This is a genomic window from Rhizobacter sp. AJA081-3, from assembly GCF_017795745.1.
GTDB lineage: Bacteria > Pseudomonadota > Gammaproteobacteria > Burkholderiales > Burkholderiaceae_C > Piscinibacter.
In genome coordinates this window covers 236779-256244 of the sequence record NZ_CP059067.1, presented here as the reverse complement: position 1 = coordinate 256244, position 19466 = coordinate 236779, and the positions used below count along the sequence as shown (strand labels likewise).

The 19466-nt window shown below is 65.0% G+C and carries 27 protein-coding genes; 1 reads left to right on the top strand and 26 read right to left on the bottom strand.

Annotated elements, in window-relative coordinates; genetic code table 11:
* Nucleotides 1-5: 5 nt before the first annotated feature.
* From rpsE to rpsL, 24 genes are all read right to left on the bottom strand, one after another.
* On the bottom strand, nt 6-524 hold the full coding sequence (rpsE, locus tag HZ992_RS01270) for a 30S ribosomal protein S5 (protein ID WP_209384876.1): 519 nt from the start codon (nt 522-524) through the stop codon (nt 6-8).
* 36 nt (nt 525-560) lie between these two features.
* Entirely contained in the window at nt 561-929 is a 369-nt protein-coding gene (gene rplR, locus HZ992_RS01265) for a 50S ribosomal protein L18 (protein ID WP_209384875.1), read from the bottom strand.
* A 12-nt stretch (nt 930-941) separates the two neighbouring features.
* The gene (gene rplF, locus HZ992_RS01260; protein ID WP_209384874.1) at nt 942-1475 is read right to left on the bottom strand and encodes a 50S ribosomal protein L6; all 534 of its coding nucleotides are present in this window, start codon (nt 1473-1475) and stop codon (nt 942-944) included.
* Between the two features lie 13 nt (nt 1476-1488).
* Entirely contained in the window at nt 1489-1884 is a 396-nt protein-coding gene (rpsH, locus tag HZ992_RS01255) for a 30S ribosomal protein S8 (RefSeq protein WP_209384873.1), read from the bottom strand.
* A gap of 24 nt (nt 1885-1908) precedes the next feature.
* On the bottom strand, nt 1909-2214 hold the full coding sequence (gene rpsN, locus HZ992_RS01250) for a 30S ribosomal protein S14 (RefSeq protein WP_209384872.1): 306 nt from the start codon (nt 2212-2214) through the stop codon (nt 1909-1911).
* Nucleotides 2215-2222: 8 nt separating this feature from the next.
* Entirely contained in the window at nt 2223-2780 is a 558-nt protein-coding gene (rplE, locus tag HZ992_RS01245) for a 50S ribosomal protein L5 (RefSeq protein WP_209384871.1), read from the bottom strand.
* An 11-nt stretch (nt 2781-2791) separates the two neighbouring features.
* Entirely contained in the window at nt 2792-3136 is a 345-nt protein-coding gene (gene rplX, locus HZ992_RS01240; protein ID WP_209384870.1) for a 50S ribosomal protein L24, read from the bottom strand.
* Nucleotides 3137-3160: 24 nt separating this feature from the next.
* Complete coding sequence (gene rplN / locus HZ992_RS01235) at nt 3161-3529, bottom strand: 50S ribosomal protein L14 (RefSeq protein ID WP_209384869.1); 369 nt, start codon at nt 3527-3529, stop codon at nt 3161-3163.
* A 238-nt stretch (nt 3530-3767) separates the two neighbouring features.
* Complete coding sequence (locus HZ992_RS01230) at nt 3768-4283, bottom strand: peroxiredoxin (RefSeq protein WP_209384868.1); 516 nt, start codon at nt 4281-4283, stop codon at nt 3768-3770.
* A gap of 107 nt (nt 4284-4390) precedes the next feature.
* Nucleotides 4391-4663 (bottom strand): 30S ribosomal protein S17, encoded by a 273-nt coding sequence (rpsQ, locus tag HZ992_RS01225; RefSeq protein WP_209387007.1) that lies wholly within the window; start codon nt 4661-4663, stop codon nt 4391-4393.
* A 5-nt stretch (nt 4664-4668) separates the two neighbouring features.
* On the bottom strand, nt 4669-4869 hold the full coding sequence (rpmC, locus tag HZ992_RS01220) for a 50S ribosomal protein L29 (protein WP_209384867.1): 201 nt from the start codon (nt 4867-4869) through the stop codon (nt 4669-4671).
* 11 nt (nt 4870-4880) lie between these two features.
* Nucleotides 4881-5297, bottom strand: coding sequence for a 50S ribosomal protein L16 (gene rplP / locus HZ992_RS01215; RefSeq protein ID WP_209384866.1), 417 nt, complete (start codon nt 5295-5297; stop codon nt 4881-4883).
* Nucleotides 5298-5299: 2 nt separating this feature from the next.
* A complete protein-coding gene (rpsC, locus tag HZ992_RS01210) occupies nt 5300-6187 on the bottom strand; it encodes a 30S ribosomal protein S3 (RefSeq protein ID WP_209384865.1) in 888 nt (295 codons plus the stop codon).
* Between the two features lie 16 nt (nt 6188-6203).
* The gene (rplV, locus tag HZ992_RS01205; RefSeq protein ID WP_209384864.1) at nt 6204-6533 is read right to left on the bottom strand and encodes a 50S ribosomal protein L22; all 330 of its coding nucleotides are present in this window, start codon (nt 6531-6533) and stop codon (nt 6204-6206) included.
* An 11-nt stretch (nt 6534-6544) separates the two neighbouring features.
* Complete coding sequence (gene rpsS / locus HZ992_RS01200) at nt 6545-6823, bottom strand: 30S ribosomal protein S19 (protein ID WP_209384863.1); 279 nt, start codon at nt 6821-6823, stop codon at nt 6545-6547.
* 12 nt (nt 6824-6835) lie between these two features.
* Nucleotides 6836-7660 (bottom strand): 50S ribosomal protein L2, encoded by an 825-nt coding sequence (gene rplB / locus HZ992_RS01195; protein ID WP_209384862.1) that lies wholly within the window; start codon nt 7658-7660, stop codon nt 6836-6838.
* Entirely contained in the window at nt 7660-7974 is a 315-nt protein-coding gene (gene rplW, locus HZ992_RS01190; protein WP_209384861.1) for a 50S ribosomal protein L23, read from the bottom strand. Before rplW ends, rplB begins: the two co-directional genes overlap by 1 nt.
* Nucleotides 7971-8591 carry a 50S ribosomal protein L4 gene (rplD, locus tag HZ992_RS01185; protein ID WP_209384860.1) on the bottom strand — a complete coding sequence of 207 codons (621 nt, stop codon included), beginning with the start codon at nt 8589-8591 and terminating at the stop codon, nt 7971-7973. Before rplD ends, rplW begins: the two co-directional genes overlap by 4 nt.
* Nucleotides 8591-9262: a 50S ribosomal protein L3 gene (rplC, locus tag HZ992_RS01180; RefSeq protein ID WP_209384859.1), complete on the bottom strand. Its 672-nt coding sequence runs from the start codon at nt 9260-9262 to the stop codon at nt 8591-8593. Before rplC ends, rplD begins: the two co-directional genes overlap by 1 nt.
* Nucleotides 9263-9349: 87 nt before the next feature.
* The gene (gene rpsJ / locus HZ992_RS01175; protein ID WP_209384858.1) at nt 9350-9664 is read right to left on the bottom strand and encodes a 30S ribosomal protein S10; all 315 of its coding nucleotides are present in this window, start codon (nt 9662-9664) and stop codon (nt 9350-9352) included.
* A gap of 9 nt (nt 9665-9673) precedes the next feature.
* Nucleotides 9674-10864: an elongation factor Tu gene (tuf, locus tag HZ992_RS01170; RefSeq protein ID WP_209384845.1), complete on the bottom strand. Its 1191-nt coding sequence runs from the start codon at nt 10862-10864 to the stop codon at nt 9674-9676.
* A 117-nt stretch (nt 10865-10981) separates the two neighbouring features.
* Nucleotides 10982-13084 (bottom strand): elongation factor G, encoded by a 2103-nt coding sequence (gene fusA / locus HZ992_RS01165; protein ID WP_209384857.1) that lies wholly within the window; start codon nt 13082-13084, stop codon nt 10982-10984.
* 81 nt (nt 13085-13165) lie between these two features.
* Nucleotides 13166-13636, bottom strand: a complete 471-nt coding sequence (rpsG, locus tag HZ992_RS01160; protein WP_209384856.1) for a 30S ribosomal protein S7 — start codon at nt 13634-13636, stop codon at nt 13166-13168.
* Nucleotides 13637-13759: 123 nt separating this feature from the next.
* Entirely contained in the window at nt 13760-14137 is a 378-nt protein-coding gene (gene rpsL / locus HZ992_RS01155; RefSeq protein WP_054140043.1) for a 30S ribosomal protein S12, read from the bottom strand.
* Nucleotides 14138-14340: 203 nt separating this feature from the next.
* Between rpsL and HZ992_RS01150 the strand changes: the two genes are divergently transcribed.
* Nucleotides 14341-14778 (top strand): PIN domain-containing protein, encoded by a 438-nt coding sequence (locus tag HZ992_RS01150; RefSeq protein WP_209384855.1) that lies wholly within the window; start codon nt 14341-14343, stop codon nt 14776-14778.
* On the opposite strand, the gene HZ992_RS01145 is transcribed toward HZ992_RS01150, so the two are convergent.
* Both HZ992_RS01145 and rpoC read right to left on the bottom strand, forming a co-directional pair.
* The gene (locus tag HZ992_RS01145) at nt 14775-15140 is read right to left on the bottom strand and encodes a methylglyoxal synthase (RefSeq protein ID WP_209384854.1); all 366 of its coding nucleotides are present in this window, start codon (nt 15138-15140) and stop codon (nt 14775-14777) included. The genes HZ992_RS01150 and HZ992_RS01145 overlap by 4 nt on opposite strands.
* A 69-nt stretch (nt 15141-15209) precedes the next feature.
* Complete coding sequence (gene rpoC, locus HZ992_RS01140; RefSeq protein WP_209384853.1) at nt 15210-19448, bottom strand: DNA-directed RNA polymerase subunit beta'; 4239 nt, start codon at nt 19446-19448, stop codon at nt 15210-15212.
* Nucleotides 19449-19466 lie beyond the last annotated feature (18 nt).

The following is a 19466-nucleotide window of genomic DNA, read 5'->3' as shown; positions in this document are numbered from 1 at the left end:
GCCGGTCAGCCGAACAGCTGCTCGACGGTGAGGCCGCGCTTGGCTGCCACTTCGGACGGCGTGGTCGAGCTCTTCAGCGCGTCCAGCGTGGCACGCACCATGTTGTACGGGTTGGTCGAGCCGTGGCTCTTGGCCACGATGTCGGTCACGCCCATCACCTCGAAGACTGCGCGCATCGGGCCGCCGGCGATGATGCCGTCACCCGGCTTGGCCGGCGCCATCAGCACCTTGGCTGCGCCGTGGCCGCCGATCACCTTGTGGTGGATCGTGCCGTCCTTGAGCTGGACCTTGAACATGTTGCGGCGGGCGGACTCCATCGCCTTCTGCACGGCGACCGGCACTTCCTTGGCCTTGCCCTTGCCCATGCCGATGCGGCCGTCGCCGTCGCCGACCACGGTCAGCGCCGCGAAGCTCAGCGTGCGACCGCCCTTCACGACCTTGGTGACGCGGTTCACCGCGATCATCTTTTCCTTCAGGCCGTCGTCATTGCCTTCGGTCTGCTGGCGGGGTTGAAACTTTGCCATTGTCGAATTCCTTCTCGTCGCCGATGCGTGGGGCGCTTAGAACTGCAGGCCGGCTTCGCGGGCTGCCTCGGCCAGCGCCTTGACGCGGCCGTGGTAGGCGAAACCGGCGCGATCGAACGCCACCTTCTCGATGCCGGCGGCCTTGGCCTTCTCGGCGATGCGCTTGCCGATCATCGTGGCGGCAGCCACGTTGGCGCCCTTGCCCGCCACGCCGAGTTCCTTGCGGACATCGGCCTCGGCGGTGGAGGCGCTGGCCAGCACCTTGGTGCCGTCGTCGGAGATGACGCTGGCGTAGATGTGCAGGTTCGTGCGGTGCACCGTCAGGCGCGCGACGCGCTGCGTGGCGATGCGGACGCGCGTCTGGCGGGAGCGGCGGATGCGCTGATCTTTTTTGTTCAGTGACATGGTCGTCGCTCCTTACTTCTTCTTGGTCTCTTTGATCGTGACCTTCTCGTCCGCGTAGCGGATGCCCTTGCCCTTGTAGGGCTCGGGCGGGCGGATCGCGCGCACTTCCGCGGCGATCTGGCCCACCACCTGGCGGTCGGAACCCTTGATCACGATCTCGGTCTGCGTCGGGCAGGTGACCGTGATGCCAGCGGGCATCTCCTTGGCCACCGGGTGCGAGAAGCCGATCTGCAGGTTCAGCTTGGAACCGGTGGCCGCGGCACGGAAGCCCACGCCGACCAGGTTCAGCTTCTTCTCGAAGCCCTTGCTGACGCCGTTGACCATGTTGGCCACCAGCGCGCGCATCGTGCCGCTCATCGCATCGGCCGCGACCGATTCGTTGGCGGGAGTGAACAGGACCTTGCCGCCCTCGTTCTTGACCGTGACCAGTTCATTGACGGGGCGCACCAGCGTGCCCATCGAACCCTTGACGCTGATCTTGTCAGCCGTCACCGAGACGTCCACGCCTTTCGGCAGGGCGATCGGCATCTTTCCAACGCGTGACATTGCTATCTCTCCCTTAGGCGACGTAGCAGAGCACTTCGCCGCCGATGCCGGCCTGGCGCGCCTTGCGGTCGGTCATCACGCCCTTGGGCGTGGTGACGATGGCCACGCCCAGCCCGTTCATGACGTTCGGGATGTCGTGGCGGCCCTTGTAGATGCGCAGGCCAGGACGGCTCACGCGCTCGATGTGCTCGATCACGGGGCGGCCGGCGTAGTACTTCAGCGCGATCTCGAGTTCCGGCTTGGCGGTTTCGCCGCGGATCTTGAAGTCCTCGATATAGCCTTCGTCCTTCAGGACCTTGGCGATCGCGACCTTCAGCTTGGACGAGGGCATCGCCACAGTGGTCTTCTCGACCATCTGCGCGTTGCGGATACGCGTCAGCATATCGGCGATGGGATCACTCATGCTCATGTGAATTGCTCCTTTGCGCGCCGATTACCAGCTGGCCTTGACGACACCGGGGATGTCGCCCTTGAAGGCCAGTTCGCGGATCTTGTTGCGGCCCAGGCCGAACTTGCGGAACGTGCCGCGCGGACGGCCGGTCAGTTCGCAACGATTGCGCTGGCGGGTCGGGTAGGCGTTGCGCGGCAGCTTCTGCAGCTCCAGGCGCGCGGCGTAACGCTCCTCGTCGGACTTCTTGGCGTCGTTGGCGGTGCCCTTGAGTTCGTCGTACTTCTTCTTGTACTTGGCGACCAGTTGCGTGCGCTTGAGTTCGCGCTGGATCAGGGATGTCTTAGCCACGGGCCACCTCAGTTCTTGAACGGGAACTTGAATGCGGCGAGCAGCGCCTTGCATTCGTCGTCGGTCTTCGCGGTCGTCGTGATGCTGATGTTCAGCCCACGCAGCGCATCGATCTTGTCGTAGTCGATCTCCGGGAAGATGATCTGTTCCTTGACGCCGATGTTGTAGTTGCCACGGCCATCGAACGCACGGCCCGAGATGCCGCGGAAGTCGCGCACGCGGGGCAGCGCGATGGTCACGAAGCGGTCCAGGAACTCGTACATGTGCACGCCACGCAGCGTGACCATGCAGCCGATGGGCACGTTCTCGCGGATCTTGAAGTTCGCGATCGCCTTGCGCGACTTGGTGACCACCGGCTTCTGGCCGGCGATCTTGGTGAGGTCGCCGACGGCGTTGTCCATCACCTTCTTGTCCGACACGGCCTCGCTCACGCCCATGTTCAGGGTGATCTTGGTGATGCGCGGAACCTGCATCGTGGACTTGTAGCCGAACTTCTTGACGAGTTCGGGCACGATCTTTTCGCGGTAGATCGCCTGCAGGCGAGCGGCGCTTTGCTGTTGAGCCATTCTTGAACCCCTTAGGCCTTGATCTCGTCGCCGCTGGACTTGAAGACGCGAACGCCGTTGTCCTTGGTCTTGCGCGACTGCTTCTCGGCGTCGCTCAGAAGCTTGATGCCCACCCGATCGGCCTTGCCGGTCGCCGGGTTGTAGATGGCGACGTTGCTCTGGTGGATCGACAGCGTCTTCTCGACGACGCCGCCGGTGGTGCCCTTCATCGGGTTCGGCTTGACGTGCTTCTTCACCACGTTCACGCCTTCGACGAGGATGCGCTCCTCATCGACGCGCTGCGTCACGGTGCCGCGCTTGCCCTTGTCGCGCCCGGTCAACACGATGACCTGGTCGCCTTTGCGAATCTTGTTCATGGCCTGTCCTTCTTGCGCAGCCGCTCAGAGCACTTCCGGTGCGAGCGAGACGATCTTCATGAAGCGCTCGGTGCGCAGTTCGCGCGTCACCGGCCCGAAGATGCGGGTGCCGATCGGCTCGAGCTTGGCGTTCAGCAGCACGGCGGCGTTGCCGTCGAAGCGAACCAGCGAGCCGTCCTGGCGGCGCACGCCCTTGGCGGTGCGCACGACCACGGCGCTGTAGACCTCGCCCTTCTTGACGCGGCCACGCGGCGCGGCTTCCTTGATGGAAACCTTGATGACGTCGCCGATGCCGGCGTAGCGGCGCTTGGAGCCGCCCAGCACCTTGATGCACATGACGGACTTGGCGCCAGTGTTGTCCGCGACGTCGAGTCGCGATTGCATTTGAATCATTGTCTGTCCCCAACTTGAACCCGCGGTTGCCCGCGCGGTCAGTCTTGGGCCCGTCGTTCCGCCGGGGCGTCATGGACGCACCGGCAGCCCGTTGTGGGCGGATCCGAGGGCAGCTGCTCCGTGACGAAGCGGCCGCCTTTTCGGCGAAGCTGCGGATTATCGGGCAAAACCCGAGCCGCTGTCAAACATCTTGTTCTGACTTGCGCGGGTGGCCTGGGCGACCGCCCGCGCGGCCCGCTCAGCGCAGGATCTGCTGGGCCTGGCCGAGCAGCGTGCCGGCATCGCTGACCTCGAACTTGCCGGGGCCCTCGATGTTCAGCGTCTTCACGACACCATCGACCACCAGCATCGAGTAGCGATTCGAGCGCAGGCCCATGCCGCGCGCAGTCAGGTCCAGCGTCAGGCCGGTGGCCTTGGTGAAGTCGGCACTGCCGTCGGCCATCATGCGCACCTTGCCGCCGGTATGCTGGTCACGGCCCCAGGCGCCCATCACGAAGGCGTCGTTGACCGACACACACCAGATCTCGTCGACGCCGGCCTTCTTCAGTTCGTCGAACTTCTCGACGTAGCCAGGCACGTGCTTGGCCGAGCAAGTCGGCGTGTAGGCGCCGGGCAGGCCGAAGATCGCGATCTTCTTGCCGGCGGTCGACGCCTCGACTTCGAACGTGTTCGGGCCGAGCGAGCAGCCATTGCCCTCGACCTCGATGAATTCCTGCAGCTTGCCCGCGGGCAGCTTGTCTCCGACCTTGATCATCGTTGCACTCCTTCTTGGTGGACCAAAGAAAAACGGCCGGCCGCCAGTATCCCAGCGTTCCGGCCGCTCCGTGCGAAGCCCGTCAAAGGCCTCGCCGGTTCGGTGCCTTAGACGATCTCGGCCTTCTGGACCAGGCGCGTCACGACCCACGACTTGGTCTTGGAGATCGGCCGGCTCTCGGCGATCTCGACGACGTCGCCCATCTTGAACTCGCCCTTCTCGTCGTGCGCGTGGTACTTGCTCGACTTGCCGACGATCTTGCCGTACAGCTCGTGCTTGGTGCGGCGCTCGACCAGCACGGTGATGGTCTTCGCGCGTTTGTCGCTGACCACCTTGCCGATCAGGGTGCGGGTGTTCTTGGCCTTGGCCTGGGTTTGCACTTCGCTCACTTGGCAGCTCCCTTCTTCTTCTCGGCCAGGATGGTCTTGGCGCGGGCGATGTCACGGCGGGTGTTGCCCAGCTGCGAGTGGTTGTTGAGCTGTTGGGTGGCCTTCTGCATGCGCAGGCCGAAGTGCGCCTTCAGCAAGTCGGTGACCTCTTTCTCGAGGCCAGCGACGTCCTTGGCGCGCAGTTCTGATGCTTTCATGGTCTTGCTCCTCAGGCGCCGATCGCGCGGGCCACGAAGGTGGTCTTCAGCGGCAGCTTGGCCGAGGCCAGCTGGAAGGCCTCGCGCGCCAGCGCTTCAGGCACGCCGTTGATCTCGTAGAGCACCTTGCCGGGCTGGATCTCGGCCACGTAGTACTCCGGGTTGCCCTTGCCGTTGCCCATGCGGACTTCAGCGGGCTTCTGCGAGATCGGCTTGTCCGGGAAGATTCGGATCCAGATGCGGCCGCCACGCTTCACGTGACGGGAGATCGCGCGACGCGCGGCCTCGATCTGGCGCGCCGTCAGACGGCCGCGCTCGGTGGCCTTCAGGCCGAAGTCGCCGAACGACACCGCTGCGCCACGCGTGGCGATGCCGGTGTTGCGGCCCTTCTGTTCCTTGCGGTATTTTCTGCGTGCGGGTTGCAGCATGCTTATTCTCCTTTGCCCTCGCTGCCAGGCGCGACGGCTTTGCGCACGCGCTTGACGGCGGGGGTCTTCGGCGCGTCAGCGGCGACGGCCGGCTTGTCGCTGCCATCGGCCGGCGCACCGGCCTGACGCGGTGCACGATCGGTACCCGGACCACGGCCACGGCCGCCCGGGGCGCCCGGACCGCCAGGGCCACGCGGGCCGCTGCGGCGCGGACGGCGATCGTCCTCGGCCTGCTCGGTCTTGGCCGCCGGCGCCTCGCCGTGACCCAGACGGTCACCGCGGTAGACCCAGCACTTCACGCCGATCACGCCGTAGGTCGTCTTGGCTTCGGAGAAGCCGTAGTCGATGTCGGCCTTCAGGGTGTGAAGCGGCACGCGGCCTTCGCGGTACCACTCGCAACGTGCGATCTCGATGCCGTTCAGGCGGCCCGACGACATCAGCTTGATGCCCTGAGCGCCCAGGCGCATCGCGTTCTGCATGGCGCGCTTCATCGCGCGGCGGAACATGATGCGCTTCTCGAGCTGCTGCGTGATGCTGTCGGCGATCAGCTGGGCATCGATCTCGGGCTTGCGCACTTCCTCGATGTTCACGGCGACCGGCACGCCCAGGCGGCGCGTCAGCTCGGCCTTGAGGTTTTCGATGTCCTCGCCCTTCTTGCCGATCACCACACCCGGACGGGCCGAGTAGATCGTGATGCGGGCGTTCTTGGCCGGGCGCTCGATCAGGATGCGCGAGACGGCCGCACTCTTCAGGCGCGCCTTCAGGAACTCGCGAACCTTCAGGTCTTCGGCCAGCATGGTGGCGAAGTTCTGGTTCGACGCGTACCAGCGCGAAGCCCAGTTGCGCGTGACCGGCAGACGGAAGCCGACCGGATGAATTTTTTGTCCCATGGTCTTCCTTGAGGCCTCAGTTGCCGACGGTGACGAAGATATGGCAGGTCGGCTTGCTGATGCGGTTGCCGCGGCCCTTGGCCCGTGCGGAGAAGCGCTTCAGCGTGGCGGCCTGTTCGACGTAGATCGTCTTGACCTTCAGCTCGTCGATGTCGGCACCGTCGTTGTGCTCGGCGTTGGCGATGGCCGACTCGAGACACTTCTTGATGATGCCGGCAGCCTTCTTGGGCGTGAACGTCAGGATGTTGATCGCCTGGTCCACCTTCTTGCCGCGGATCATGTCGGCCACCAGCCGACCCTTGTCGGCAGACAGGCGGACGCCGCGAACGATTGAACGGGTTTCCATCGTCGTCATCCTTACTTCTTGTTGGCCTTCTTGTCGGCCGGGTGCCCCTTGAACGTGCGCGTCAGCGCAAATTCACCGAGCTTGTGGCCGACCATCTGGTCCGACACATAGACGGGCACGTGCTGCTTGCCGTTGTGCACGGCGATCGTCAGCCCGATGAACTCGGGCAGGATCGTGCTGCGGCGCGACCAGGTCTTGATGGGCTTCTTGTCCTTGATGGCGGCGGCCTTCTCGACCTTGGCCATCAGGTGGTGGTCCACGAAGGGACCTTTCTTGAGCGAACGGGTCATGTCGTCAGCCCCTTATTTCTTGCGACGCGAGACGATCATCGTCTGCGTGCGCTTGTTGTTGCGCGTACGGTAGCCCTTGGTCAGCGTGTTCCACGGCGACACAGGGGCCTGACCCTCGCCGGTGCGGCCTTCGCCGCCGCCGTGCGGGTGGTCCACCGGGTTCATCGCGACGCCGCGGACGGTCGGGCGGATGCCCTTCCAGCGGATCGCACCGGCCTTGCCGTACTGGCGCAGGCTGTGCTCCTCGTTCGACACTTCGCCGATCGTGGCGCGGCAGTCGATGTGGATCTTGCGCACTTCACCCGAGCGCAGGCGCAGCTGGGCGTAGGTGCCTTCACGCGCCAGCAGCGTCACCGAGGCGCCGGCCGAGCGGGCGATCTGCGCGCCCTTGCCCGGCAGCATCTCGATGCAGTGGATGATCGAACCCACCGGGATGTTGCGGATCGGCAGCGTGTTGCCGGCCTTGATCGGCGCTTCTGCGCCGGACAGGACCGTCGAACCCACTTCGAGGCCGCGCGGGGCGATGATGTAGCGGCGCTCGCCGTCGGCATAGCACACCAGCGCGATGTGGGCCGTGCGGTTCGGGTCGTACTCGACGCGCTCGACCTTCGCCGGAATGCCGTCCTTGTTGCGCAGGAAGTCGACCACGCGGTAGTGGTGCTTGTGCCCACCGCCCTTGTGGCGAATCGTGATGTGGCCGTTGTTGTTGCGGCCGGCATTCTGCATCTGCGGCTCGAGCAGCGACGCCTCCGGCTTGCCCTTGTGCAGGTGCGCGTGCACCACCTTGACCACGGCGCGGCGGCCGGGAGAGGTTGGTTTGACTTTGATGACGGCCATTACGCGGCCTCCCCGGAGAAGTTGAGCTCCTGGCCCGGCTTCAGGCAGACATACGCCTTCTTGACGTGGTCGCGGCGGCCGATGGACTTGCCGAAGCGCTTGACCTTGCCCTTCTGGACCACGGTCGACACCGACTTCACCTCGACCTTGAACATCAGCTCCACGGCTGCCTTGATCTCGGGCTTGGTGGCGTCGCGCAGCACCTTGAACAGCACCTGGTTGTGCTTCTCGGCAGCGGACGTGGCCTTCTCGGACACGATCGGCGCCACCAGCACCTGGGCCAGGCGGCCCTCGTCGAATTTCATGGCGCTCATGCGAACATCTCCTTGAGCTGCTCCATCGCCGCCTTGGTCACCAGGATCTTCTTGTAGAAGACCAGCGACAGCGGGTCGGCGTAACGCGGCTCGACCACCAGCACGTTGGCCAGGTTGCGCGAAGCCAGCGCGAGGTTGTCGTCGACCTGGTCGGCGATCACCAGCACCGAGTCCAGGCCCATGGCCTTGAACTTGTCGGCCAGCAGCTTGGTCTTGGGCGCGTCGACGCTGATCGAGTCGACCACGGCCACGCGGCCTTCGCGAGCCAGCTGCGAGAAGATGGCGGCCATGCCGGCGCGGTACATCTTCTTGTTGACCTTCTGCGTGAAGTTCTCGTCCGGGCTGTTCGGGAAGATGCGACCGCCTCCACGCCACAGCGGCGAGGAGGTCATGCCGGCGCGAGCGCGGCCGGTGCCCTTCTGGCGGAACGGCTTCTTCGTCGAGTGCTTGACCATCGCGCGGTCAAGCTGGGCACGGGTGCCCTGGCGCGCGTTGGCCTGGAAGGCCACCACGACCTGGTGCACGAGCGCTTCGTTGTAGTCGCGCGCGAACACGGTGTCGGGCGCGTCGACCTTCGAGGTCGCCTGGCCTTGTTCGTTCAGGAGCTCGAGTTGCATCACTGGGCTCCCTTCTTGACCTTGACCTTCACGGCCGGGCTGACGACCACGTGGCCGTTCTTCGAGCCCGGGACAGCGCCGCGCACCAGCAGCAGCTGGCGGGCTTCGTCGACGCGCACGACGTCGAGGTTCTGCACCGTCTTGGTCACGTCGCCGCGGTGGCCGGACATCTTCTTGCCCGGGAACACGCGACCCGGATCCTGCGCCATCGAGATCGAGCCCGGCACGTTGTGCGAACGGCTGTTGCCGTGCGACGCGCGCTGCGAGCTGAAATTGTGGCGCTTGATGGTGCCGGTGAAACCCTTGCCGATGGACGTGCCCTGCACGTCGACCAGCTGGCCCACGGCGAAGGTGGTCACCGGGATCTGGGCGCCGGGCGCGAAGCCTGCGGCCACGTCGGCGGCAACACGGAATTCCTTCAGGATCTGGCCGGCTTCGACGCCCGCTTTCGCGAGGTGCCCGGCTTCAGGCTTGTTGACGCGGGACGCCTTGCGCGCTCCGTAGGCCACCTGGATGGCCGTGTAGCCGTCGGTTTGGTCGGTCTTGACCTGGGTGACGCGGTTGTTGGACACGTCAAGCACCGTCACGGGGATGGCGTCGCCATCGTCCGTGAAGATGCGCATCATGCCCACCTTGCGGCCCAGCAAACCGAGACGGTTGCTCAGACTCATGTGTTTGCTCCAATGCCCCACATCGATTGGCAGGGCTGATGAGTTTGGCAGCGCACATCAGGTGCGCCACCGGGAAAGCCTGCGATTCTACTGCAGCTTGATTTCCACGTCCACGCCGGCCGGCAGATCGAGCTTCATCAGCGCGTCCACGGTCTTGTCGGTCGGGTCGACGATGTCCATCAGGCGCTGGTGCGTGCGGATCTCGAACTGGTCGCGGCTCGTCTTGTTGACGTGCGGCGAGCGCAGGATGTCGAAACGCTGCATGCGCGTCGGCAGGGGCACCGGGCCCTTGACGATGGCGCCCGTGCGCTTGGCGGTATCCACGATTTCCAGAGCCGACTGGTCGATCAGCTTGTAGTCGAATGCCTTGAGGCGGATGCGGATCTTCTGCTTGGTGGACATGTCCGCTCCTTATTCCATGATCTTCGCGACGACGCCGGCACCGACGGTGCGGCCGCCTTCGCGGATGGCGAAGCGCAGGCCTTCTTCCATCGCGATCGGGGCGATCAGCTTGACGGTGATGCTGACGTTGTCGCCAGGCATGACCATCTCCTTGTCCTTCGGAAGCTCAACAGCCCCGGTCACGTCCGTCGTGCGGAAGTAGAACTGCGGCCGGTAGTTGTTGAAGAACGGCGTGTGACGACCGCCCTCTTCCTTGCTCAGCACGTACACCTCGGCGGTGAAGTGCGTGTGCGGCTTGATGCTGCCGGGCTTGCACAGCACCTGGCCGCGCTCGACGTCTTCGCGCTTGGTGCCGCGCAGCAGGATGCCCACGTTGTCGCCGGCCTGGCCCTGGTCGAGCAGCTTGCGGAACATCTCGACGCCGGTGCAGGTGGTCTTCTGCGTGGCACGGATGCCGACGATCTCGATTTCCTCGCCGACCTTGACCACGCCGCGCTCGATACGCCCGGTCACCACGGTGCCACGACCGGAGATGCTGAACACGTCCTCGACGGGCATCAGGAAGGCGCCGTCGATGGCACGCTCAGGGGTCGGGATGTAGCTGTCCAGCGCATCGGCCAGCTTCATGATGGCTTGTTCGCCGAGCTCGCCCTTGTCGCCTTCCATGGCGAGCTTGGCGCTGCCGTGGATGATGGGGGTCTTGTCGCCGGGGAAGTCGTACTTGTCGAGCAGCTCGCGCACTTCCATCTCGACGAGCTCGAGCAGCTCGGCGTCGTCGACCATGTCGCACTTGTTCAGGAACACGATGATGTACGGCACGCCCACCTGACGGGCCAGCAGGATGTGCTCGCGGGTCTGGGGCATGGGGCCGTCGGCGGCCGAGCACACCAGGATCGCGCCGTCCATCTGCGCCGCACCGGTGATCATGTTCTTCACGTAGTCGGCGTGCCCGGGGCAGTCAACGTGCGCGTAGTGCCGGTTGGCCGTCTCGTACTCGACGTGCGCGGTGTTGATCGTGATGCCGCGCGCCTTCTCTTCGGGCGCCGCGTCGATCTGGTCGTACGCCTTGGCTTCACCACCGAACTTGGCCGACAGCACCGTCGTGATCGCCGCCGTCAGCGTCGTCTTGCCATGGTCCACGTGTCCAATCGTCCCCACGTTCACGTGCGGCTTGGTCCGCTCAAATTTGCCTTTTGCCATCTCGAAATCTCCGTTATCAAAGAGCGTTGTCCAGTGCTCGGTTTAAGGTCTCCGGCAGCTCGCTGTGTCGCCTGCCACTGGCAGCAGACGGCGGCATGCCGAAGACCGGCTTGTTTCTTACTTGGTGCGCGAGGTGATGATCGCGTCGGCCACGTTCTTCGGAGCTTCGCTGTAGTGCTTGAACTCCATCGTGTACGTGGCGCGGCCCTGAGACATCGAACGCAGCGTGGTCGAGTAGCCGAACATCTCCGACAGCGGCACTTCGGCCTTGATGACCTTGCCCCCGCCGGGCATGTCGTCCATGCCCTGCACCATGCCGCGGCGGGACGACAGGTCGCCCATCACGTTGCCGGCGTAGTCTTCCGGCGTCTCGACTTCCACGGCCATCATCGGCTCAAGGATGACCGGACTGGCCTTGCGGCAGCCGTCCTTGAAGCCCAGCGAGGCGGCCATCTTGAACGCGTTTTCGTTCGAGTCGACCTCGTGGTACGAACCGAAGGTCAGCGTGACCTTCACGTCGACCACCGGGAAGCCGGCCAGCACGCCGTTGGGCAGCGAATCTTCCACGCCCTTCTTGACGGCGGGGATGAACTCGCGCGGCACCACGCCGCCCTTGATGGCGTCGACGAATTCGAAACCCTTGCCCGGCTCCTGCGCCTCGATGGTCAGCACGACGTGGCCGTACTGGCCCTTGCCGCCGGACTGGCGCACGAACTTGCCTTCGATGTCCGACACGTTCTTGCGGATCGTCTCGCGGTAGGCCACCTGCGGCTTGCCGACGTTGGCTTCCACGCCGAACTCGCGCTTCATGCGATCGACGATGATTTCCAGGTGCAGCTCGCCCATGCCGGAGATGATGGTCTGGCCCGATTCCTCGTCGGTGCGCACGCGGAACGACGGGTCTTCCTGCGCCAGGCGGCCCAGGGCGACACCCATCTTTTCCTGGTCGGCCTTGGTCTTGGGCTCGACGGCCTGCGAAATGACGGGCTCGGGGAACACCATCTTCTCGAGCGTGATCATCGATTCGGGATCGCACAGCGTTTCGCCGGTCGTCACGTCTTTCAGGCCCACGCAGGCGGCGATGTCGCCGGCCAAAATTTCCTTGATCTCTTCGCGCTGGTTGGCGTGCATCTGCAGGATCCGGCCGATGCGCTCCTTCTTGCCGCGGATCGGGTTGTAGACGGAGTCGCCCGACTTCAGCACGCCGGAATACACGCGCACGAAGGTCAGCTGGCCGACGTACGGGTCGGTCATCAGCTTGAACGCGAGCGCAGCGAACTTCTCGTCATCGGCGGCACGGCGCACGGTCGGCTTGTCGTCGTCATCGGTGCCCGGCACCGGCGGGATGTCGATCGGCGAGGGCATGAAGTCGATCACGCCATCGAGCATGCGCTGCACGCCCTTGTTCTTGAACGCGGTGCCGCAGAACATCGGCTGGATCTCGGCCGCGATCGTGCGCTGGCGGATGCCGGCCTTCACCTCGGCCTCGGTCAGCTCGCCCGATTCCAGGTACTTGTTCATCAGCTCTTCGCTCGCCTCGGCCGCGGCCTCGACGAGGTTCTCGCGCCACTTCTGAGCCTCCACCAGAAGCTCGGCAGGAATGTCCATGTATTCGAACTTCATGCCCTGCGAGGCTTCGTCCCAGATGATCGCCTTCATCTTGATGAGGTCGATCACGCCGGTGAAGTTCTCTTCCGCGCCGATGGGGATCACCACCGGCACGGGGTTGGCCTTCAGGCGAACCTTCATCTGGTCGTAGACCTTGAAGAAGTTCGCGCCGGTACGGTCCATCTTGTTGACGAACGCAAGGCGCGGCACCTTGTACTTGTTGGCCTGGCGCCAGACGGTTTCCGACTGCGGCTGCACGCCACCCACGGCGCAATAGACCATGCAGGCGCCGTCGAGCACGCGCATCGAGCGCTCGACCTCGATGGTGAAGTCGACGTGGCCCGGGGTGTCGATGATGTTGATGCGGTGCTCTGGGTAACCCAGCTCCATGCCCTTCCAGAAGCAGGTGGTCGCAGCCGACGTGATCGTGATGCCACGCTCCTGCTCCTGCTCCATCCAGTCCATCGTCGCCGCGCCGTCGTGAACTTCACCGATCTTGTGGTTCACGCCGGTGTAGAAGAGGATGCGCTCGGTCGTGGTCGTCTTGCCGGCGTCGATGTGCGCCGAGATGCCGATGTTTCGATAGCGCTCGATGGGGGTCTTGCGGGCCATGGTGTCACTCCAAATACTTGGGCCGCCCGCGGGTCAGTGTTAACCCGAGGAGCGGCCGAGAGAAAGCTGCGTGCTGGTCGGTCAGAAGCGGAAGTGCGAGAACGCCTTGTTGGCTTCGGCCATGCGGTGCACTTCGTCGCGCTTCTTCATTGCGCCGCCGCGGCCTTCGACGGCCTCCAGCAGCTCGTTGGCCAGGCGCTGGGCCATCGACTTCTCGCCGCGCTTGCGGGCCGATTCCTTCAGCCAGCGCATCGCGAGCGCGACACGGCGGACGGGGCGAACTTCCACGGGAACTTGGTAGTTCGCACCGCCGACGCGGCGTGACTTCACTTCGACCATCGGCTTGATGTTGTTCAGCGCGACGGTGAAGATCTCCAGCGGATCCTTGCCCGACTTCTTCTCGACCTGGTCGAGGGCACCATAGATGATGCGCTCGGCGATGGCCTTCTTGCCGGACTCCATGATCACGTTCATGAACTTGGACAGATCGACCGAGTTGAACTTCGGATCGGGGAGGATCTCCCGCTTGGGTACTTCGCGACGACGTGGCATGTCTTTCTTCCTTCTGCTTCAGTTGGCCCGGGCTTGGGCCCGAACCGCGAAGGGCCAGCAGACCCTTCACTTACTTTGCCGGCCAGAGGGGCCGGCGACGAGGACCCGGAGGTCCAGAATGGCTTAGGCCTTCTTGGGCCGCTTCGCGCCGTACTTCGAACGCGATTGCTTGCGGTCCTTGACGCCTTGCAGGTCCAGCGAGCCGCGCACGATGTGGTAGCGCACGCCCGGCAGGTCCTTCACGCGGCCGCCGCGCACGAGCACGACGCTGTGCTCCTGCAGGTTGTGGCCTTCACCGCCGATGTACGAGATGATCTCGAACCCGTTGGTCAGGCGCACCTTGGCGACCTTGCGAAGCGCGGAGTTCGGCTTCTTCGGCGTCGTGGTGTACACGCGCGTACAGACGCCGCGGCGCTGCGGGCTGTTCTGCATCGCAGGCGACTTGGACTTCGTGACCTCGACCTGACGGCCGTGGCGCACGAGCTGGTTGATGGTTGGCATGGCTTGACTTGTTCCCGTGTGAAGTCAGATTCGGTTCGTTTCCGGGAGAAGCCGAGCGCTTCGATGCGAAGACTGGCCCGAGGCCGTGGTTTGGGAGAGTCCCCCACGGTGAGCCGCCCGACAAAGAGCGCAGCAGAAACTGCCGAAAAGCCTGCGATTATATTCGGGTGAACCCAGGCCCGCAAGATCGAGGGCTGAATGAGATGCCACTCGCTCCCACCGCCTTGCCGCTCGTGCTCGACACCAACGTGGTGCTCGACTGGCTCGTCTTCCGCGATCCCTCGAGCCGGCCCGTGGAGGCTGCCATTCGATCGGGGCAGGTGCGCTGGTGTGTCACGGCGGCCATCCGCCTGGAGACTGAGCGTGTACTTACTTTTAAGCATTTCGCCTCGCACGCGGTCGACCCAGTGGCGGTGTTTTCGACCTGGGAGACTTTCGCCGAAACGATCGAGTCCTTCGCGGCCCCGCTGGCGCATCCCCTGCGCTGCAGCGACCCCGACGACCAGAAGTTCATCGACCTGGCGCTGCGGCTCGGCAACAGCACACTGCTCAGCCGGGACCGGGCCGTGCTCAAGCTGGCTCGCCGTGCGCGTCCGCTCGGGCTGACGATCGCCACGCCGGAAGCCTGGGCCGGCAGCTAGCGGGCAAGCGCCTCCAGCAGGTGGTTGGCGCTCGAGAGGTTGGTCGCGCAGGGCACGTTGTGCACGTCGCAGGCGCGCACCAGCGCGTTGATGTCGGGCTCGTGCGGCTGCGGCGTCATCGGATCGCGCAGGAAGATCACCGCGTCGACTTCGCCTTGCGCCAGCCGCGCGCCGATCTGCAGGTCGCCTCCCCGCGGCCCGCTGAGCAGGCACTCGACGTCGAGCCCGACCTCGCGCGCCAGCCGGCCGCCCGTGGTGCCGGTGGCGATCAGGCGGCAGCGGCGCAGCAGCGCCTCGTGCGTGCGCGCCAGCGCCACCATGTCGTCCTTCTTTTGGTCGTGTGCGATCAGAGCCAGGTTCATGACGCTCTCCTGAAAGAAAAAAGGGGCGGCTCGCGGCCGCCCCCTTCACTCAGCCCGTGAGGGCCTCGTTCACTCGCCAGATTCGCCCGCAGCCGCCGCCGCAGCGGATGCCGCGTCGACCTGCGCCATCTGCACGGCAGCCAGTTCCTCGGCCTCCTGCATGGCGATGGCACGGCGCTCTGCGTCGTCCATGGCTTCCTTGGTCTTGCGTGCGTCGTGGAACGCCATGCCGGTGCCCGCCGGGATCAGGCGGCCGACGATGACGTTCTCCTTCAGGCCACGCAGCTCGTCGCGCTTGCCCATGATGGCAGCCTCGGTGAGCACCCGCGTGGTCTCCTGGAAAGACGCCGCCGAGATGAAGCTGTCGGTCGACAGCGACGCCTTGGTGATGCCCAGCAGAACGTCGGCATGCGTGGCGGGCACCTTGCCCTCGGCCAGCATGCGGTCGTTGGTGTCCAGCAGTTCCGAACGCTCGACCTGCTCGCCCGCGATGTAGGCCGTGTCGCCCGAGTTGGTGATCTGCACGCGGCGCAGCATCTGGCGAACGATCACCTCGATGTGCTTGTCGTTGATCTTCACACCCTGCAGGCGGTAGACGTCCTGCACCTCGTCGACGATGTAGCGCGCCAGCTCCTCGATTCCCAGCAGGCGCAGGATGTCCTGCGGGTCCGCCGGACCGTCGACGATCGACTCGCCCTTGTTGACCACCTGGCCTTCGTGCACCAGGATGTTCTTCTCCTTGGGCACGAGCTCCTCGTACACCTTGCCGTCCGGGTCGGTGATCTGCAGGCGAACCTTGCCCTTGGTCTCCTTGCCGAACGACACCGTGCCGGTCTGCTCGGCCAGCGTGCCCTTGTCCTTCGGCGAACGTGCCTCGAACAGCTCGGCCACGCGCGGCAGACCGCCGGTGATGTCGCGGGTCTTCTGGCCTTCGACCGGGATGCGTGCGAGCACCTCGCCCGGCATCAGGTCCTGGCCGTCGCGGATCTGGATCAGCGAGCCGACCGGGAAGCCGATCGTCACCGAGTGGTCGGTGCCGGGGATCTTCACCTCGTTGCCGCCGGCGTCGAGCAGCTTGACCTGCGGGCGCACGACCTTCGCTGCGCCGCGGCGCTTCGGGTCGATCACCACCAGGGTCGACAGGCCGGTGACCTCGTCGAGCTGCTTGGCCACCGTCACGCCTTCCTCGACGTTCTCGAACCTCGCCTTGCCGGCGAACTCCGTGATGATCGGGCGGGTCAGCGGGTCCCAGTTGGCCAGCACGGTGCCGGCCTTGAGCTGCTGGTCGGGCTTGACCGACAGCAGCGCGCCGTACGGCACCTTGTGGCGCTCGCGCTCGCGACCGTGCTGGTCGGAGATGATGATCTCGCCGGAACGGGAGATCACCACCAGCTCGCCCTTGCCGTTGGTCACGTAGCGCATCGTGGCGTTGAAGCCGATGATGCCGTCGCTCTTCGCGTCGACACTCGATGCCACCGCCGCACGCGATGCCGCACCGCCGATGTGGAAGGTGCGCATCGTCAGCTGCGTGCCCGGCTCGCCGATCGACTGCGCCGCGATCACGCCGATCGCCTCGCCGCGATTGACGACGCCGCCGCGACCCAGGTCGCGTCCGTAGCACTTGGCGCACAGGCCGAAGCGCGTGCCGCAGGTCAGTGCGGTACGAACCTTGACCTCGTCGACGCCCGCCGCTTCGAGCACGTCGAGCGTGTCCTCGTCGAGCATGGCGCCGCCGGGCAGCAGTTCTTCCTGCGTCTCGGGGTGCAGCACCTCGATGGCCGTCACGCGGCCGAGGATGCGGTCACGCAGCGACTCGATCACCTCGCCGCCTTCGACCAGCGCGCGCATGTTCATGCCGTTGTGCGTGCCGCAGTCGTCTTCGGTGATCACCAGATCCTGCGTCACGTCGACCAGGCGACGCGTCAGGTAGCCGGAGTTCGCCGTCTTCAGCGCCGTGTCCGCCAGGCCCTTTCGGGCGCCGTGGGTGGAGATGAAGTACTGCAGAACGTTCAAGCCTTCGCGGAAGTTCGCCGTGATCGGCGTCTCGATGATCGAGCCGTCCGGCTTGGCCATCAGGCCGCGCATGCCGGCCAGCTGGCGGATCTGCGCGGCGGAACCGCGCGCGCCCGAGTCGGCCATCATGTAGATGGAGTTGAACGACTCCTGGTCGACTTCCTTGCCATGGCGGTCGAGTACCTTCTGCTTGGCGAGCTGGGCCATCATGACCTTGCCCACTTCGTCACCGGTCTTGCCCCAGATGTCGACGACCTTGTTGTAGCGCTCGCCGGCGGTCACGAGGCCCGAGACGTACTGCTGCTCGATCTCCTTGACTTCCTTTTCCGCGCGTTCGATCAGGCCCGGCTTCTCCTTGGGCACCAGCATGTCGTCGATGGAGATCGAGATGCCGGCGCGCGTGGCCAGACGGAAGCCCGCCTGCAGCAGCCGGTCCGCGAACACGACCGTGTCCTTCAGGCCGCACTTGCGGAACGAGGTGTTGATCAGGCGCGAGATCTCCTTCTTCTTCAGCGCCTTGTTGATGTTCGAGAACGGCAGGCCCTTGGGCAGGATCTCGGACAGCAGCGCGCGGCCGACCGTGGTGTCGACGAGCTTGGTTTCCGACGTGAACTCGCCGGTCTCCTTGTTCTTGACCCACTCGGTCAGGCGCACCGCCACCTTGGCGGTGATCTCGACCTGGTTGTTGTCCAGCGCGCGCTGCACTTCCTGCACGTCGGAGAAGATGATGCCTTCCCCGCGGGCGTTGGTGCGCTCACGTGTCGCGTAGTACAGGCCCAGCACCACGTCCTGGCTCGGCACGATCGACGGTTCGCCGTTGGCCGGGAACAGCACGTTGTTGGTCGCCAGCATCAGCGTGCGGGCTTCCATCTGCGCCTCGATCGACAGCGGCACGTGGACGGCCATCTGGTCACCGTCGAAGTCGGCGTTGAACGCCGAGCACACGAGCGGGTGCAGCTGGATCGCCTTGCCTTCGATCAGCACCGGCTCGAACGCCTGGATGCCCAGGCGGTGCAGCGTCGGCGCGCGGTTCAGCAGGACCGGGTGCTCCTTGATGACTTCCTCGAGGATGTCCCAGACCACCGGCGTGCCGGATTCGACTTCCTTCTTCGCCGCCTTGATGGTGGTGGCGATGCCCATCGCCTCCAGGCGCGAGAAGATGAAGGGCTTGAACAGCTCGAGCGCCATCAGCTTGGGCAGGCCGCACTGGTGCAGCTTGAGCGTCGGGCCCACCACGATGACCGAACGGCCCGAGTAGTCGACGCGCTTGCCCAGCAGGTTCTGGCGGAAGCGGCCGCTCTTGCCCTTGATCATGTCGGCCAGCGACTTCAGCGCGCGCTTGTTCGCGCCCGTCATCGCCTTGCCCCGGCGGCCGTTGTCCAGCAGCGAGTCAACAGCTTCTTGCAGCATGCGCTTTTCGTTGCGCACGATGATTTCGGGAGCCTTCAGCTCGAGCAGACGCGCCAACCGGTTGTTCCGGTTGATGACGCGCCGATACAGGTCGTTCAGGTCGGACGTGGCGAAGCGGCCGCCATCCAGCGGGACCAGCGGACGCAGGTCCGGCGGCAGCACCGGCAGCACCTCCATCACCATCCAGCTCGGCTTGATGCCCGACTTCTTGAAGGCTTCCATCACCTTCAGGCGCTTGGAGTTCTTCTTGACCTTCAGCTCGCTGCCGGTCATGTCGTTGCGCAGCTTGTCGATCTCGACGTCGAGGTCGATCTCCTCGAGCAGCTTCTTGACGCCCTCGGCGCCCATCAGCGCGACGAACTCGTCACCGAACTCGGTGCGCTTCGCGTCGTAGTCGTCCTCGGACATGATGCTGAACTTCTTCAGCGGGGTCATGCCGGGGTCGACGACCACGTAGGCTTCGAAGTACAGCACGCGCTCGATGTCACGCAGCGTCATGTCGAGCACCAGGCCCAGACGGCTCGGCAGGCTCTTCAGAAACCAGATGTGCGCGCAGGGCGCGGCCAGGTCGATGTGACCCATGCGCTCGCGGCGCACCTTGGTCTGGGTGACCTCGACGCCGCACTTCTCGCAGATCACGCCACGGTGCTTCAGGCGCTTGTACTTGCCGCACAGGCACTCGTAGTCCTTGATCGGGCCGAAGATCTTGGCGCAGAAGAGGCCATCGCGCTCCGGCTTGAAGGTGCGGTAGTTGATGGTCTCCGGCTTCTTGACTTCGCCGAATGACCAGGACCGAATTTTCTCGGGCGAAGCCAGTCCGATCTTGATGGCATCGAAATGCTCATCAGGCGTGAACTGGCGGAACAGATCAAGCAAACCCTTCATGTTCTGTTTCCTTCCTTC

Bases quoted from the DNA above. Each gene is read 5' to 3' on its own strand.
- rpsE (WP_209384876.1), bottom strand. From the start codon at position 524: ATGGCAAAGTTTCAACCCCGCCAGCAGACCGAAGGCAATGACGACGGC.
- rplR (WP_209384875.1), bottom strand. From the start codon at position 929: ATGTCACTGAACAAAAAAGATCAGCGCATCCGCCGCTCCCGCCAGACG.
- rplF (WP_209384874.1), bottom strand. From the start codon at position 1,475: ATGTCACGCGTTGGAAAGATGCCGATCGCCCTGCCGAAAGGCGTGGAC.
- rpsH (WP_209384873.1), bottom strand. From the start codon at position 1,884: ATGAGCATGAGTGATCCCATCGCCGATATGCTGACGCGTATCCGCAAC.
- rplE (WP_209384871.1), bottom strand. From the start codon at position 2,780: ATGGCTCAACAGCAAAGCGCCGCTCGCCTGCAGGCGATCTACCGCGAA.
- rplX (WP_209384870.1), bottom strand. From the start codon at position 3,136: ATGAACAAGATTCGCAAAGGCGACCAGGTCATCGTGTTGACCGGGCGC.
- rplN (WP_209384869.1), bottom strand. From the start codon at position 3,529: ATGATTCAAATGCAATCGCGACTCGACGTCGCGGACAACACTGGCGCC.
- HZ992_RS01230 (WP_209384868.1), bottom strand. From the start codon at position 4,283: ATGATCAAGGTCGGAGACAAGCTGCCCGCGGGCAAGCTGCAGGAATTC.
- rpmC (WP_209384867.1), bottom strand. From the start codon at position 4,869: ATGAAAGCATCAGAACTGCGCGCCAAGGACGTCGCTGGCCTCGAGAAA.
- rplP (WP_209384866.1), bottom strand. From the start codon at position 5,297: ATGCTGCAACCCGCACGCAGAAAATACCGCAAGGAACAGAAGGGCCGC.
- rpsC (WP_209384865.1), bottom strand. From the start codon at position 6,187: ATGGGACAAAAAATTCATCCGGTCGGCTTCCGTCTGCCGGTCACGCGC.
- rplV (WP_209384864.1), bottom strand. From the start codon at position 6,533: ATGGAAACCCGTTCAATCGTTCGCGGCGTCCGCCTGTCTGCCGACAAG.
- rpsS (WP_209384863.1), bottom strand. From the start codon at position 6,823: ATGACCCGTTCGCTCAAGAAAGGTCCCTTCGTGGACCACCACCTGATG.
- rplB (WP_209384862.1), bottom strand. From the start codon at position 7,660: ATGGCCGTCATCAAAGTCAAACCAACCTCTCCCGGCCGCCGCGCCGTG.
- rplW (WP_209384861.1), bottom strand. From the start codon at position 7,974: ATGAGCGCCATGAAATTCGACGAGGGCCGCCTGGCCCAGGTGCTGGTG.
- rplD (WP_209384860.1), bottom strand. From the start codon at position 8,591: ATGCAACTCGAGCTCCTGAACGAACAAGGCCAGGCGACCTCGAAGGTC.
- rplC (WP_209384859.1), bottom strand. From the start codon at position 9,262: ATGAGTCTGAGCAACCGTCTCGGTTTGCTGGGCCGCAAGGTGGGCATG.
- rpsJ (WP_209384858.1), bottom strand. From the start codon at position 9,664: ATGTCCACCAAGCAGAAGATCCGCATCCGCCTCAAGGCATTCGACTAC.
- tuf (WP_209384845.1), bottom strand. From the start codon at position 10,864: ATGGCAAAAGGCAAATTTGAGCGGACCAAGCCGCACGTGAACGTGGGG.
- fusA (WP_209384857.1), bottom strand. From the start codon at position 13,084: ATGGCCCGCAAGACCCCCATCGAGCGCTATCGAAACATCGGCATCTCG.
- rpsG (WP_209384856.1), bottom strand. From the start codon at position 13,636: ATGCCACGTCGTCGCGAAGTACCCAAGCGGGAGATCCTCCCCGATCCG.
- rpsL (WP_054140043.1), bottom strand. From the start codon at position 14,137: ATGCCAACCATCAACCAGCTCGTGCGCCACGGCCGTCAGGTCGAGGTC.
- HZ992_RS01150 (WP_209384855.1), top strand. From the start codon at position 14,341: ATGCCACTCGCTCCCACCGCCTTGCCGCTCGTGCTCGACACCAACGTG.
- HZ992_RS01145 (WP_209384854.1), bottom strand. From the start codon at position 15,140: ATGAACCTGGCTCTGATCGCACACGACCAAAAGAAGGACGACATGGTG.
- rpoC (WP_209384853.1), bottom strand. From the start codon at position 19,448: ATGAAGGGTTTGCTTGATCTGTTCCGCCAGTTCACGCCTGATGAGCAT.